This is a genomic window from Peterkaempfera griseoplana (assembly GCF_001418575.1).
Lineage (GTDB): Bacteria > Actinomycetota > Actinomycetes > Streptomycetales > Streptomycetaceae > Peterkaempfera > Peterkaempfera griseoplana.
On record NZ_LIQR01000149.1, the window covers coordinates 1 to 13,313 of the forward strand.

Genomic DNA, 13,313 nt, shown 5'->3' on the forward strand with positions numbered 1-13,313 from the left:
CCCGGGGTGGGGCGGGTGCCGGACGGGCTCCGGGAGGGCTCAGCCCCGGCAGAGGATCTCGCCGTGCAGCACCACGAACCAGCCGTCCTCCTGGGCTCCCCACTCCCGCCAGCCCTCGGCGATGGACCGCAGGTCCTCCTCGGTGGCGCGGCCCTGCTCCACGGCCTGGCGGGCGACGGCGGAGGAGGTCATCCGCTCCGCCCACATACCGCTCCACCAGTCGCGGTCCTCGGGGGTCGCGTAGCACCAGGTGCCGGCGGACGGGACGACCTCGGTGAAGCCCGCCCGCCGCGCCCAGGAGAACAGCATCCGGCCGGCGTCGGGTTCCCCGCCGTTGGCGGCGGCGACGGCCCGGTAGAGGTCCTGCCACCGGCTGACGGCGGCGTTCTCGGGATACCAGGTCATGGCGGCGTAGTCGGAGTCGCGGGCGGCGACGATCCCTCCGGGCCGGCAGACCCTGCGCATCTCGCGCAGCGCCTGGACCGGGTCGGTGACGTGCTGCAGCACCTGGTGGGCGTGGACGACGTCGAAGGAGTCGTCGGGGAAGTCCAGCGCGTGGATGTCCGCGACGGCGAAGTCGACATTGGTCAGGCCGCGGTCCGCCGCGGTGCGCCGGGCCTGGTCCAGCACCTCCTGGGAGGCGTCCGCGGCGGTGACCCGCCCGGTGGCGCCGACCAGTTCGGCGAGGTCGGCGGTGATGGTGCCGGGGCCGCAGCCGATGTCCAGCACCGCGGCGCCGGGGGTCAGGTGCGGCAGCAGGTAGGCCGCCGAGTTCTCGGCGGTGCGCCAGCTGTGCGAGCGGAGCACGCTGGCGTGGAATCCGTGCGTGTAGACGGTGTGGGACGTCATCGGACCACCTTCGTCGATGCGGATCGCGAGTGGGATCACCATAGATCACTATCTTGAATCCTGAGAATCATGTATCAGTATGCGAGACAGCATTCAGGCTGCCCCTCCGCCCCTTGGGGGGCGGCAAGGACTCCGGTACGCTCGCGGGCGACATACCGACTGGTCGGTAGCATGTGCGGAGGAGTCCAGATGCGCGCGATACAGATCACCGAGTTCGGCGGACCCGAGGTGCTGCGGGTGGTCGACCTGCCCGATCCGGTGGCCGGCCCCGGGCAGCTCCTGCTGGACGTCACCGCCGCCGGGGTCAACTACGCGGACACGCACACCGTCGAGGACTCCTACCTCTCCCGCTCCAGCCTGCCGCTGGTGCCGGGCGCCGAGGTCGTCGGCCGCACCGCGGACGGCCGGCGGGTGGTGGCGCTCACCGAGAACGGCGGCTATGCGCAGCGGGCGGCGGTGTGGGAGGCGATGGCCCACGCGGTCCCGGACGGCGTGACCGACGGCCAGGCGCTGTCGCTGGTGGTGCAGGGCCTCACCGCCTGGCATCTGCTGCGCACCTCCGCCCGCCTCGCCGAGGGCGAGTCGGTGGTGGTGCACGCGGCGGCCGGCGGCACCGGCTCACTGGCCGTGCAGCTGGCGAAGCTCTTCGGCGCGGGTCGGGTGATCGCCACCGCGTCCACCGCGGATAAGCGCGCCCTGGCGCTGGAGCTGGGCGCGGACGCCGCCGTCGACGCCGACCCCGCGGGCCTCAGGGAGCGGCTGGTGGAGGCCAACGGCGGACACAAGGTCGATGTGGTCCTGGAGATGACCGGCGGCCCGGTCTTCGACGCCTCGCTGGCGGCGCTGGCGCCCTTCGGGCGTCTGGTGACCTACGGCATGGCGTCCCGGGTGCCCCCGACGCCGCTGCAGGCCGCCCAGTTGATGGGGCGGTCCCGCTCGGTGGTGGGCTTCTGGCTGATGCACTGCATCGGCCGGCCCGGCATGTTCGCCGAGCCGCTGGCCGAGCTCATGGCGATGACCGCCGACGGCCGCCTCAGGCCCCGGGTGGGGGACGCCTACGGGCTCAGCGAGGCGGCCCGCGCCCATGAGGACCTGCGGGCCCGCCGTACCGTCGGCAAGCTGCTGCTCGACCCCGCACGCTGAGCCCCCGGCCCGGCCGCCCCGCGCGCCCGGCGGGGCGGGGCGGCGTACCGGACCGGGGCGCTACGGCAGCAGCGCGTAGCCGGGGAGGGTGAGGAAGTCGGCGAACTCCTCCCCCAGCGCCACCTGCTCGAACAGTCCCCGGGCCTCCTCCCAGCGGCCGTCCGCGTAGGCGTCGCCGCCGAGTTCGCCGCGCAGCTTCGCCAGCTCCTGGTCGATGCGGCGGCGTACCAGCTCCGCCGTGACCTTCTCCCCGCTGTCCAGGACCACCCCGTTGCGGATCCACTGCCAGAGCTGGGAGCGCGAGATCTCCGCGGTCGCCGCATCCTCCATCAGATTGAAGATGGCGACCGCGCCGTGGCCCCGCAACCAGGCCTCGATGTAGCGCAGACCGACCGCGACGGCGCTGCGCAGCCCCTCCTCGGTGCAGCCGCCCTCCGTCGCGGTGACGTCCAGCAGCTGCTCGGCGGTCACCTCGTCCTGCGGCACCCGCTGCTTCTGGTGCGGGGCCTCGCCGAGGACGGCGTCGAAGGAGGCACGGCAGACCGGCACCAGATCGGGGTGGGCGACCCAGGAGCCGTCGAAGCCGCCACCGGCCTCGCGGTCCTTGTCGGCGGCGACCCTGGCGAGGGCTGCCTGGTTGACGGCTGGGTCGCGGCGGGAGGGGATGAAAGCGGCCATACCACCGATGGCGTGGGCGCCCCGGCGGTGGCAGGTGCGCACCAGCAGCCGGGTGTAGGCCTGCATGAAGGGCGCGGCCATGGTGACGCTGTTGCGGTCGGGCAGCACATAGCGCTCACCCGCGTCGCGGAAGTTCTTGATCATTGAGAAGAGGTAGTCCCACCGGCCGGCGTTCAGCCCGGCGGCGTGCTCCCTGAGCTCGTAGAGGATCTCGTCCATCTCGAACGCCGCCGTGATGGTCTCGATCAGCACGGTGGCCCGGACGGTGCCGTGCGGGATGCCCAGTTCCCGCTGGGCGTGCACGAAGACCTCGTTCCACAGCCGGGCCTCGAGGTGGCTCTCCGTCTTGGGGAGGTAGAAGTACGGGCCGGAGTTGGGGTCCTGCGGACCGCGGGCCAGCAGCCGGGCCGCGTTGTGGAAGAAGTAGAGGCCGAAGTCGAAGAGCGCGCCCGCGATGGGGACACCGTCGATCTGCAGGTGCCGTTCGTCGAGGTGCCAGCCGCGGGGGCGGACCACCACGGTCGCCAGCTCGGCGTCGGGCCTCAGGGTGTAGGTCTTGCCCTCGGCGGAGGTGAAGTCGATGCGCCGCTCGAAGGCGTCCACCAGGTTGAGCTGCCCCAGGACCAGATTGGCCCAGGTGGGCGAGGTGGCGTCCTCGAAGTCGGCGAGCCACACCCGGGCCCCGGAGTTGAGCGCGTTGACGGTCATCCTGCGGTCGGTGGGGCCGGTGATCTCCACCCGGCGGTCCTGCAGTGCGCGCGGCGCCTCGGCGACGGTCCACTGCGCGGCGCGGACCTCCGCCGTCTCGGGGAGGAAGTCCAGCCGCCCGGTGGAGGCGATCTCGGCGCGGCGCTCGGCGCGCCGCGCCAGCAGTTCGCGGCGGCGGCCGTCGAAGGCCCGGTGCAGACCGGCCAGGAAGGTGAGGGCCTCCGCGGTGAGCACCTCCGCGGCGCGCTCGACCGGAGGGCCGGAGACGGTCACGACCGGGGCTGATGCCATGTCAGTACGCTCCTCGGTGGGCTGCGCCGCGGGGACGGCTGCTGCTACTGCTACCGGAGGCTAGTTCGCCGGGTGGCGCACTTCAACGGTTTGTTGAGCGGCTCGCCGTACTCAGCCCTCGCGCAGGTGGTCCGCCAGCCACGGCAGCGCCACCGGGATCTCCAGGCCCCACGTGTGGAAGTTGTGCCCACCGCTGCCCAGGGTGATGGAGGACGCCCGCATCGGCGGCCGGACCGCCGCCAGGAACTCCCGGGTGGCCCGGTAGTCGGACTCCCCCTGGCGGCTGGTGGTGACCAGGACCGACACCGCGGGGGCCGGCAGGTGCTTCAGCCGCCAGATCAGGTCGCTCTCCCTGCGCAGCCGGGCGCTGCCGCCGAAGAGGTCACCGGTGGTGGTGTCGACGGCCGCGTGGTAGTAGCCGGAGAGCGAGACGGCGGCGCCGTACGCCTCGGGGTGACGCATGGCGAACCGCAGGGCGCAGTAGCCGCCTGTGGAGTCCCCCATCACACCCCAGCTGTCCGGCCCGGTCGCCACCCGGTAGGCGGCGGCGACCGCCCTGGGGACGTCCCTGACGAAGTAGGTCTCGGCCTGCGGGCCGCGCGGCACGTCCTGGCACTCCGTGTCCCGCGGCGGGGCGACGGTGGGCCGCAGCAGCACCAGCACGGTCGGCCGCATCCGGCCGGCGCCGAGCCGGTCCAGCTCCACCCCGGGGTAGTCGAGCCGGGTGAGCAGATTGCGGGCGTCGCCGGGATAGCCGGTGAGCACCACCGCCACCGGCAGCCGGTGGTGGGCGTACCGCGGGCTGAAGTACTGCGGCGGCAGATACACATAGCCGTCCGCGGCCAGGCCGGACCGGCCGCCGGAGATCCGCACCCGCTCGATCAGCCCGGAGCGCTGCGGAGTGCCGCCGAGCGCACCGCCGGCCCGGTATCTGCCGAGCTGCTCCACCCCGGTGCGGCCGCCCGCGGCGCCCGCACCTCCGCCGCCCACCGCGAAGTGGTTCTGCACGGCGACCGGCTGATTGCCGCCGGTGCCCAGCAGGTCGTCCCAGTTGGCGTAGAAGGAGAAGTAGTTGTTGGCGACCAGGCCCAGCGTGGCAAGCGTCGCCAGCTGGGTGGCCACTATGGTGCCCAGCCGTCCCAGCACCGCCGTCCAGTGCCGTCCCGCAAGCCGCGGCCACACCAAGACGGTGCCCACCACGCACGCCAGCGCGACCAGAGCAACGAGCGCCAGCAGCGCCCCGCTGGTCAGACCCATGATCCCGACCTCCGTCCCCCGATGGGCGGCGGCATTCCGGCGCCGCCCAGGACAAGCTTCACCCTGCGAGGAGGGGTGTGGGTCGCCGCGCAGGCGGAAAGCGCCCCCGCCGATCGGCGGGGGTCTGCAGTTCCCTCGCTCCGGCGGCGGGAAGCGGCGGCTGTATCGTCACCCGGGGCGGCGGGACCGTCGCCCGCACCGCACCACCTACCGCACCACACCGACGGGGAGACGCAGGACCATGAGCGACAGTGCACCGCTGCCGGCGTTCGCCGGGCGGACCTACCTCTTCCGGGTCGACAACGGCGCCGAGTTCCGCAACTGCTACTCCGCGGACGGGCGACGGCTGCGCTGGGAGGGGCTGGGCGAGTCCGCGGGCCAGTGCGACGACGTCGCCCTGCATGTGGCGGAGGTGGCACCGGAGGTCTACTTCGTCAACTGGACCGAGCGCAGCGGCCTGACCGTCAGCCATGTCATGGACCTCACCACCCTCACCGTCAGGGTCTTCTGGACGTACGAGGGCGAGGGCGGCCGGGTGGGCGAGCTGCACACGGGCAGCCTCCAGCCGGTCGACTGACCTGGGCCCGGCCGGGCACCGGCCCCGGGCGGGGCTCAGCCACCGCGGCGGATCGGTGGGATCGATGGCCGGCGGAAAAGGCAGTCGCGGATTCCCCTCGAAGACCTGCTCCGGTGCCCGTCACCGGGCCGACCCGCTCTGCCGACGGACGCCCCAAGGAATCGCGGACGGCGCAGGGCTGCGCCCGCCCCCAGGTCGTGGGGGCGGGCGCAGCCGGGTGCACTGTGCTGACCGGGTCCGATCAGTACCAGTGGTGGGTCTGCCAGAACGCCCAGGCGGCGTTCGGGCTGCCGTAGCGCTCGTTCATGTAGTTGAGGCCCCAGGTGATCTGGGTGACCGGGTTGGTCCGCCAGTCGGAGGCGACCGACGCCATCTTGGAGCCCGGCAGGGCCTGCGGCAGGCCGTAGGCGCCGGAGGACGGGTTGGTGGCGTGGATGTCCCAGTCGCTCTCGTGGGTGATGATCGCGTCGAAGGCGGCCCACTGGCCGGCCGGGACGATGGTGCGGGCCAGGGCACGCACGGCGGTCGGGGTGGTGCTGGTGACCGGGGAGAGCGTGGCGCGCGTCTCGGAGCGGGAGGCGGCCTGGGCGGCGACGCGGGCCTGGGTGTTCAGGTGGGCGATGTGCAGCACGTGCTGGTGGTGCACATGGGCCAGGTGGGCCACGTGGGCCTGGTGCGCGGAGACCGGGGTCGTCGCAGCGGAGGCGCTCGCCGGAGCGGCCAGCGCGGCAGCGGACGCAAGGCCGGCGACGGTGGCGGCGACGGCGGTACTCCGGCGCAGGCCGGTGAGGGAGGAGAGACGCATGGGGGAAGACCTCAATCGGTTGGCTCGGCCCCGGCGCGCACGGCGGCAGAGCGGCATGAGCCGCTGCAGCTTCGGTGACGCCGGAACCGTGGGCACCCCGGTTTCGGGTTCAGGTGCCGGACGGGCACGCCCCGCGGTCCGCGTCCCGGTGGACCGGGAGGTGCGGTAGGCGGGGCGCCTAGCAACTGGCCACAGTCTTAGCCCCGCTCCCGGAACCGGCCAAGACCGGTTGCTACGGCCGTCGATCGTAGACGGACCATGCCGGGAATCCCTCGGGGGCGGCGCGGGTTACCCGGTCGGACGCCCCTCAAACCTTCCGGTCGAAACTTTGCGGCTTCTCCGCAATTCCCCCTCTGACCTGCCACAACGCAGGCGGGGCGGCCGCTGTTCCGCAGACCGGCCGTTCCCGGCCCGGATGAGGATCCGGTGAGAGGGCGCGGCGCCCCGTCCCGTCAACTACCGCGCTTCGTTGACGTCCGCGGGCCTGTGAGCGGCATCACGCCGGGAGGGCCTCTACGCGCATTTCCCGGGGGGATCCGGCAGCGTCCGGCGGTGGCCTGGACGCACCGCGGCGACGCCGGATGCGGCGGCGGCACGGGCCGGATCGGTACGACCGGATGCCGGCCCGGGTCGGGCAGGCCTGCAACGGCGCGTGCCCAACCCTAAACGATCACTGGACACGGGTGGCTGCCGGCCTCTTCGGCGCCGGGCCGAACCGCCAGGCGGCCGGGTTACGGTGGGGCGACCCCGTCCCGAGCAACCCGCAAGGAAGTCCATGACCGCGCCGCTGCCCAAGGCCGAACTCCACCTCCATATCGAGGGGACCCTGGAGCCGGAACTGGCCCTGGCCCTCGCGGCCCGCAACGGGATCGACCTCCCCTACGGCTCGGCGGACGAGCTGCGCGCCGCGTACTCCTTCCGCGACCTGCAGTCCTTCCTGGACCTCTACTACGCGCTGATGGCGGTGCTCCGCACCGAGCAGGACTTCGCCGACCTCGCCGACGCCTATCTGGCGCGGGCGCAGCGACAGGGCGTACGGCACGCGGAGATCTTCTTCGACCCCCAGGCCCACACCGCCCGCGGCGTGGACATCCGGACCGTGGTCGCGGGCCTCGGCCGGGCACTGGACACCGCGGAGCAGCGCTACGGCATCACCACCCGCCTGATCCTCTGCTTCCTGCGCGACCTCTCGGCCGAGGAGGCGCTGGAGACCCTGGAGAGCGCCCGTCCCTGGTTCGGCACCCGCATCACCGCGGTGGGCCTGGACTCGGCCGAGGTCGGCAATCCGCCGTCGAAGTTCCAGGAGGTCTTCGCGCGGGCCAGGGAGGCCGGGCTGCACTGTGTGGCGCACGCCGGCGAGGAGGGGCCGCCCGAGTATGTCTGGGAGGCGCTGGACCTGCTGCATGTCGAGCGCATCGACCACGGCATCCGCAGTCTGGAGGACGAGCGGCTGGTGGAACGGCTGCGCCGGGAGCGGGTGCCGCTGACCGTCTGCCCGCTCTCCAATGTGCGGCTGCGCTGCGTCGGCCGGCTGGAGGACCATCCGCTGCCGCGGATGCTGGAGGCCGGACTGCTGGTCACCGTGAACTCCGACGACCCCTCCTACTTCGGCGGCTATGTGGAGGACAACTTCCGCGCCCTCACCTCCGCGCTGGGGCTGGACGAGCAGCAGCGGCGCACCCTGGCGGCCAACTCCTTCCACGCCTCCTTCCTCGACGAGGAGCAGCGGGCGGCCTACCTCGCCGAGGTGGAGGCGCACCGCTTCGGCTGAGCGGCCCGACCCCCGACCCCCTGGCTCCCCGGTGACGGCCGACGGGCGGGGCCGCGGTGCGCGGGTTACGGTGCCAAGGTCGCGGCACGGTGGCAGACCTGCCGTCGTGGATGGCCTGGGAGGCTGAGATGACCTGTGCGGACCCGCGAGACTTCGGCCTGCTGGCCCTGCGCGGTGCGGTCGGGGGCGCGCTGGTCGCCCACGGTGTGCAGAAGCTCTTCGGCTGGTTCGGCGGCGGCGGCCTGGAGGGCACCGCCGGGGCCATGGAGCAGATGGGCTTCCGACCGGGCCGGGACAGCGCCCTCGCCGCGGGTGTGGGCGAGGCGGGCGGCGGCGCCCTGATGATCATGGGACTGGCGACCCCGGCCGCGGGCGCCGCGGGCATGGGGACCATGGCGGCGGCCGCCGCGGTGCACGCCCCCAACGGGTTCTTCGCGGCGGGCGGGGGCATGGAGCACCCCGTACTGCTCGGTGCGGCCGCCGGCGCCCTGGCCCTCACCGGTCCGGGCCGCTACTCGATCGACCATCTGCTGGGTGAGCGCCTGGCCCGGCCCACCATGGGGCTGGTCGCCCTGGGCTTCGCCACCGCAGCCTCCTGCGCCGTCCTGGCCCGGCGGCGGCGCGCCCTGCACGCCGAGGCTGCGGCGATGGAGGCACGCGCCGCCAACATCGACGTCCTGCCCTGACCCCCCCGCGGTCGAGCCCGGGAGCGGTGCCCGCGCCGGGTGGGTACGCGGCTCAGCGGAGCGGCGCGGGATCGCGGGGCGCGGGTATGCGGTGCAGCTCCAGGGTGTCGGGACGGGCGGCGAGGCCGGGGCCTCCGGCGAGGGCGTAGGCGACCACGTCCTCGATGCACTCCTGGTCCAGTGCCCAGCCCAGCCACTCGGCGCGGCCGCCTCGGGTGCGCCCACGGGTGGACGGCTGCACCACCAGGACGTTGGCCCGTTCGCACACCCCCAGGCAGTCGGCGGTGCGTATCGCGACCGCTCCCTGCGACCCGGCGGCGGCCTCCCGCAGGCGGTGCAGCTGGGCGTCGTGGTCGGTGTCCGGCAGGGTACGCGCCGAGCCGCAGCAGCAGCCCCGGCAGACCACCACGGTGCACGGCCTGCCCACTCGGAAGATCGTCACGCCCTCATCCTCGCAGCCCCGGGGGCGGGTAGTAGCTTGACCTCTGCAGATCCGCACCCTGCGAACAAGGAAGTTCCCCATGCCCGTTCCGCCCCCGTACCGCGCAGCCGACGACCGCTACGGCTCGATGCAGTACCGCCGCAGCGGCCGCAGCGGCGTGCTGCTGCCCACGGTCTCCCTCGGCCTCTGGCACAACTTCGGTGACACCCATCCGCTGGAGACCCAGCGGGCGGTGCTGCGCCGGGCCTTCGACGCGGGCATCACCCACTTCGACCTGGCCAACAACTACGGGCCGCCCTACGGTTCGGCGGAGGCCAACTTCGGCCGGCACTTCGCGGCCGACTTCCGCCCGTACCGCGACGAGCTGTTCATCGCGACCAAGGCCGGGTACGACATGTGGCCCGGCCCGTACGGCGAGTGGGGCTCCCGCAAGTACCTGCTCTCCAGCCTGGACCAGTCGCTGACCCGGATGGGCCTGGAGTACGTCGACGTCTTCTACTCCCACCGCCCGGACCCGGACACTCCGCTCGAGGAGACCATGGGGGCGCTCGCCTCGGCGGTGCGCCAGGGCAAGGCCCTGTATGCGGGTCTGTCCAACTACAGCCCGGAGCGGATGGCCGAGGGGGCGGCGATCCTGCGTGACCTCGGGACGCCGCTGCTGATCAACCAGCACCCCTACTCCATGCTGGAGCGCGGCATCGAGGGCGGTCTGCTGGAGCGCTCGGACGAGGCCGGGGCCGGTGTGATCGCCTTCTCGCCGCTGGCTCAGGGGCTGCTCACCGACCGCTATCTGCAGGGTGTGCCCGAGGACTCCCGGATGGCGGTGGGCCACTTCCTGCGGCGCGAGGCGCTCACCGAGCAGCGCCTCACCATGCTGCGCTCGCTCAACGCGGTCGCCGAGAAGCGCGGTCAGACGCTGGCGCAGCTGGCGCTGACCTGGCTGCTGCGGGACCAGCGGGTCACCTCGGTGCTGATCGGGGCGAGCAGCGTGGCCCAGTTGGAGCAGAACCTCGCCGCCTTCGGCGGGGCGGACTTCTCCGGCGAGGAACTGGCCGAGATCGACCGCATCACCGCCGAGGGCGGGGTGGCGGTGCCGGGGCGCTGACCCCGGCGGGCCGGAGACGACGGCGGCCGCCGTCCCACCTGTGGGTGGGCGGCGGCCGTCAGTGTCCGTGCCGTTGGTGGGGCGCGGTCCGTGCCGTTGGTGGGCGCGGTGGTTCAGGCGTTCTTGATCGCCGAGATGTCCAGGACCAGCTTGGCCTTGTCGCTGATGAGGACGCCGCCGCCCTCGAGGGCCGCGTTGTAGGTGAGGCCCCAGTCGCTGCGGTTGATCTGGGTGCCGCCCTCGAAGCCGACCCGCAGGTTGCCGAACGGGTCGGTGGCGGAGCCGTTGAAGGTGAGGTCCAGGGTGACCGGGCGGGTGGTGTCCTTGATGGTGAGGTCGCCGGTCAGCCGGTAGGTCTCGTCGTCGACCTGCGCGGCGGCGGTGCTGCGGAAGGTGATCTCCGGGTAGGTCTCCGCCTCGAAGAAGTCACCGGTCCGCAGGTGCTCGTCGCGCTGCTGCTGGTTGGTGTCGATGCTGGCGACCTTGATGGCCAGCTCGGCGGTGGACCGCGAGGGGTCGGTGCCGTCCAGGTGCAGCTTGCCCTCGTACTCGCCGAACTCCCCGCGCACGGTCGTGACCATGGCGTGGCGCACGGTGAATCCGATACTGCTGTGGGTGCTGTCGATGGTGTAGTCGCCGGTCAGTGCCGAGAGGTCCGCGGCGGGGGCTGCGGCCGGTGCTGCCGCGGCGGGGGTGGCGGTCTCCTCGGACTTGCCGCGGTTGAACAGGCCCATGATGCGCTCCAAAGGTTTAGGCTTCAACTACCTGGGTTCCACGGTAGCGGCTTTTGGTTCCGGTTTCAACTACCTGGCCGGCCATCGGCTTCCCGATACCCCCCATGTCTTCCCCTATTGGCGGCTGACGCCCCGTCGGAACTAGCGTCGCCCATCGGAGAGCGCACGGAGAGCTCACGGACGGCACACGGACGGCCCATGGAGGCAGCGTTGCAGCAGGAAGCGGAGCGGCGGGGGACCATCGGGACCTGGGAACGGATACCGGTGGACGGCTCGGCCCCGATGGACGCCTATGTCAGCCGGCCGGCGGCTCCCGGCCGGTACCCCAGGGTGCTGGTGGGATTCGAGATGTTCGGGGTGACCGGGTACATCCGCGACGTCGCCGACCGGATCGCGGAGGCGGGGTATGTCGCGGTGGTCCCCGACTTCCACCACCGCACGGCCCCCGGGGTGCAGCTGACCGCCGACGACGAGGGGCGGCGCCGCGGCTTCGAGCTGATAGGGCAGCTCACCCGGCCCGGGGTGCTGGCCGATCTGCGGGCCGCGATCGACTGGCTCGACCGGCAGGAGTACGCCGGATCCGGCACCGCCATGGTGGGCCTCAGCCTGGGCGGCCACATCGCCTACTACGCGGCGACCCAGCTGGACCTGGCGGCGACCGCGGTCTTCTACGGCGGCTGGCTCACCGGTACGGACATCCCGCTCAGCCGCCCCGAGCCCACCGTGGAGCTGTCGGCCGGCATCAGGGAGCACAACGGCCGGCTGCTGTTCCTCACCGGAGCCGACGACCATCTGCTGGACGCCGCACAGCGGGAGATCCTCACCGACCGGCTGACCGCCGCCGGGGTCCGGCACGAGATGGTGGTCTACCCGGCGCCGCACGGGTTCTTCTGCCACGAACGGGACAGCTACCGGCCGGAGGCGGCCGAGGACGCCTGGCGGCGCACCGTGGAGCTGCTGGCGGCCGAACTGGCCCCGCAGGTCAGCCGCTGAACCCCCGCCCCGGCGGCGGGGCGGGGACGGGCGGTGCGGCTCAGCCGTCCGTCTCGGTGGATCGGCCGAGGTAGGTGAGCACCCCGGCGTCGGGCACGTCGATCACATGGAAGTCCAGCCGGTCGTAGAAGGCCCGGGCCGCGGTGTTCTCGGTGAGCATGCCCAGGTGGACCCGCTTGGCGCCGGCCCGGCGGGCGGCGCCGAGGAAGGTCAGCATCAGGGCGCGGCCGTAGCCGGAGCGCTGGTAGGGCGGCAGCAGGTCGATGTGCAGATGGGCCGGGTAGTCGGCCAGCGCCGGGATGATCATCCGCTCGGGGTTGTGCAGCAGCGCCGCCATGGCCTCGTCCGGGCCCTGGGGTTCACCGGCCGGTGCCGGATGCCGGTCGGCGACCCGGGGCAGCCAGGACCGGCGGAAGGCGGCGGCGAAGGCGGCGGTGTCGGAGGTGCCGAGCACATAGCCGACCGCCTTGCCGCCGTCGTCCAGGACGAAGGCCAGCTCCGGTTCGAGGTGCAGATAGGGGCCGGCGAAGTTGTCGCCCATCAGGTCGGGATCGCGGTAGAGGCCGGTGGCGTCGCCACCCGCGGCCGCGGTGCGCAGGCAGACCTCGTACACCGCCGCCCGGTCGCTCGGCAGGTAGCCGCGGATCACCGGCGGCCGCGCGGCAGTGCCGGAGGGGAGCTGGTCAGACATGGCTGGAGTCCTTTGCGGGCCGGCGGCGATCCCCTTGGGAGCGCTCCCAAGAATCAAACCAAACCGGCCGACCTCGGGGCAAGAGGTCGGCCGGACAGCGGTTCTGACGGTCCGTCGCCATGCGTCAGTGCTGCGACGTGGGCTCCGGGATCCAGCTGCCGTGGAAGCCCGCCGGCACCCGGCGCGGCAGCTCCACCTCCGCCTGCACGGCCAGGTCCGCCGCGTCCAGCACCAGCAGCCGGGCCGGGCCGCCGGCCCGGTCGGAGACCAGCGAGAGCAGCCAGCCGTCGTCCTCCCGCCGCGCACCCCGGGCCGGGACGAACACCGCCTCGCCCGGGGCACTGCGCTCACCGAGCTCCCGTACGCGGACCTCGCCGGTGTGGACGTCGTGCTTCACCAGCGCACTGCCGGAGACCGTCCACAGGCAGCGGTGGCTGCGGCCGGTACGGGTGTCGTCATGGGTGGGGAACTCCACGTCCCGGTCGTCCAGCCGCTCCTCGCGGACCGAGCGCGCGGCCGGGTCCAGGGCCCACCGGTGCAGCCGGCCCGCCCCGGTGGCGGCGGCCGCGGCGGCGGGGTCGGC

At 73.1% G+C, this 13,313-nt stretch carries 14 protein-coding genes; 6 read left to right on the forward strand and 8 right to left on the reverse strand.

Annotated features, from left to right (window positions below; translation table 11 throughout):
* Positions 1-39: 39 nt before the first annotated feature.
* Complete coding sequence (locus AOK09_RS12275; RefSeq protein WP_055587207.1) at positions 40-849, reverse strand: methyltransferase domain-containing protein; 810 nt, start codon at positions 847-849, stop codon at positions 40-42.
* A 189-nt stretch (positions 850-1,038) separates the two neighbouring features.
* Between AOK09_RS12275 and AOK09_RS12280 the strand changes: the two genes are divergently transcribed.
* Positions 1,039-1,992, forward strand: coding sequence for a quinone oxidoreductase family protein (locus AOK09_RS12280; protein ID WP_055587196.1), 954 nt, complete (start codon positions 1,039-1,041; stop codon positions 1,990-1,992).
* 60 nt (positions 1,993-2,052) lie between these two features.
* Here the strand turns inward: AOK09_RS12280 and aceB are convergent, their stop codons facing one another.
* Complete coding sequence (aceB, locus tag AOK09_RS12285) at positions 2,053-3,669, reverse strand: malate synthase A (RefSeq protein ID WP_055587197.1); 1,617 nt, start codon at positions 3,667-3,669, stop codon at positions 2,053-2,055.
* 111 nt (positions 3,670-3,780) lie between these two features.
* Complete coding sequence (locus AOK09_RS12290) at positions 3,781-4,926, reverse strand: alpha/beta hydrolase (protein WP_055587198.1); 1,146 nt, start codon at positions 4,924-4,926, stop codon at positions 3,781-3,783.
* Positions 4,927-5,167: 241 nt separating this feature from the next.
* On the opposite strand from AOK09_RS12290, the gene AOK09_RS12295 reads away from it, so the two are divergent.
* On the forward strand, positions 5,168-5,503 hold the full coding sequence (locus AOK09_RS12295) for a MoaF-related domain-containing protein (RefSeq protein WP_055587199.1): 336 nt from the start codon (positions 5,168-5,170) through the stop codon (positions 5,501-5,503).
* 241 nt (positions 5,504-5,744) lie between these two features.
* On the opposite strand, the gene AOK09_RS12300 is transcribed toward AOK09_RS12295, so the two are convergent.
* Complete coding sequence (locus AOK09_RS12300) at positions 5,745-6,308, reverse strand: aggregation-promoting factor C-terminal-like domain-containing protein (RefSeq protein WP_079062981.1); 564 nt, start codon at positions 6,306-6,308, stop codon at positions 5,745-5,747.
* A gap of 775 nt (positions 6,309-7,083) precedes the next feature.
* Here AOK09_RS12300 and AOK09_RS12305 point away from each other — a divergent pair.
* Both AOK09_RS12305 and AOK09_RS12310 read left to right on the forward strand, forming a co-directional pair.
* The gene (locus AOK09_RS12305) at positions 7,084-8,079 is read left to right on the forward strand and encodes an adenosine deaminase (protein WP_055587200.1); all 996 of its coding nucleotides are present in this window, start codon (positions 7,084-7,086) and stop codon (positions 8,077-8,079) included.
* Between the two features lie 128 nt (positions 8,080-8,207).
* The gene (locus AOK09_RS12310) at positions 8,208-8,765 is read left to right on the forward strand and encodes a DoxX family membrane protein (protein WP_055587201.1); all 558 of its coding nucleotides are present in this window, start codon (positions 8,208-8,210) and stop codon (positions 8,763-8,765) included.
* A 52-nt stretch (positions 8,766-8,817) separates the two neighbouring features.
* On the opposite strand, the gene AOK09_RS12315 is transcribed toward AOK09_RS12310, so the two are convergent.
* Positions 8,818-9,207 carry a hypothetical protein gene (locus AOK09_RS12315; protein ID WP_055587202.1) on the reverse strand — a complete coding sequence of 130 codons (390 nt, stop codon included), beginning with the start codon at positions 9,205-9,207 and terminating at the stop codon, positions 8,818-8,820.
* A gap of 79 nt (positions 9,208-9,286) precedes the next feature.
* Between AOK09_RS12315 and mgrA the strand changes: the two genes are divergently transcribed.
* The gene (gene mgrA / locus AOK09_RS12320; RefSeq protein WP_055587203.1) at positions 9,287-10,312 is read left to right on the forward strand and encodes an L-glyceraldehyde 3-phosphate reductase; all 1,026 of its coding nucleotides are present in this window, start codon (positions 9,287-9,289) and stop codon (positions 10,310-10,312) included.
* Positions 10,313-10,425: 113 nt separating this feature from the next.
* On the opposite strand, the gene AOK09_RS12325 is transcribed toward mgrA, so the two are convergent.
* Positions 10,426-11,046, reverse strand: a complete 621-nt coding sequence (locus AOK09_RS12325; RefSeq protein ID WP_055587204.1) for a YceI family protein — start codon at positions 11,044-11,046, stop codon at positions 10,426-10,428.
* A 198-nt stretch (positions 11,047-11,244) separates the two neighbouring features.
* On the opposite strand from AOK09_RS12325, the gene AOK09_RS12330 reads away from it, so the two are divergent.
* A complete protein-coding gene (locus tag AOK09_RS12330; RefSeq protein WP_055587205.1) occupies positions 11,245-12,039 on the forward strand; it encodes a dienelactone hydrolase family protein in 795 nt (264 codons plus the stop codon).
* A 40-nt stretch (positions 12,040-12,079) separates the two neighbouring features.
* Here the strand turns inward: AOK09_RS12330 and AOK09_RS12335 are convergent, their stop codons facing one another.
* Positions 12,080-12,730 carry a GNAT family N-acetyltransferase gene (locus AOK09_RS12335; protein WP_055587206.1) on the reverse strand — a complete coding sequence of 217 codons (651 nt, stop codon included), beginning with the start codon at positions 12,728-12,730 and terminating at the stop codon, positions 12,080-12,082.
* Between the two features lie 124 nt (positions 12,731-12,854).
* The coding region (locus AOK09_RS12340; RefSeq protein ID WP_175609291.1) for a carotenoid oxygenase family protein at positions 12,855-13,313 on the reverse strand (459 nt) is incomplete at its 5' end.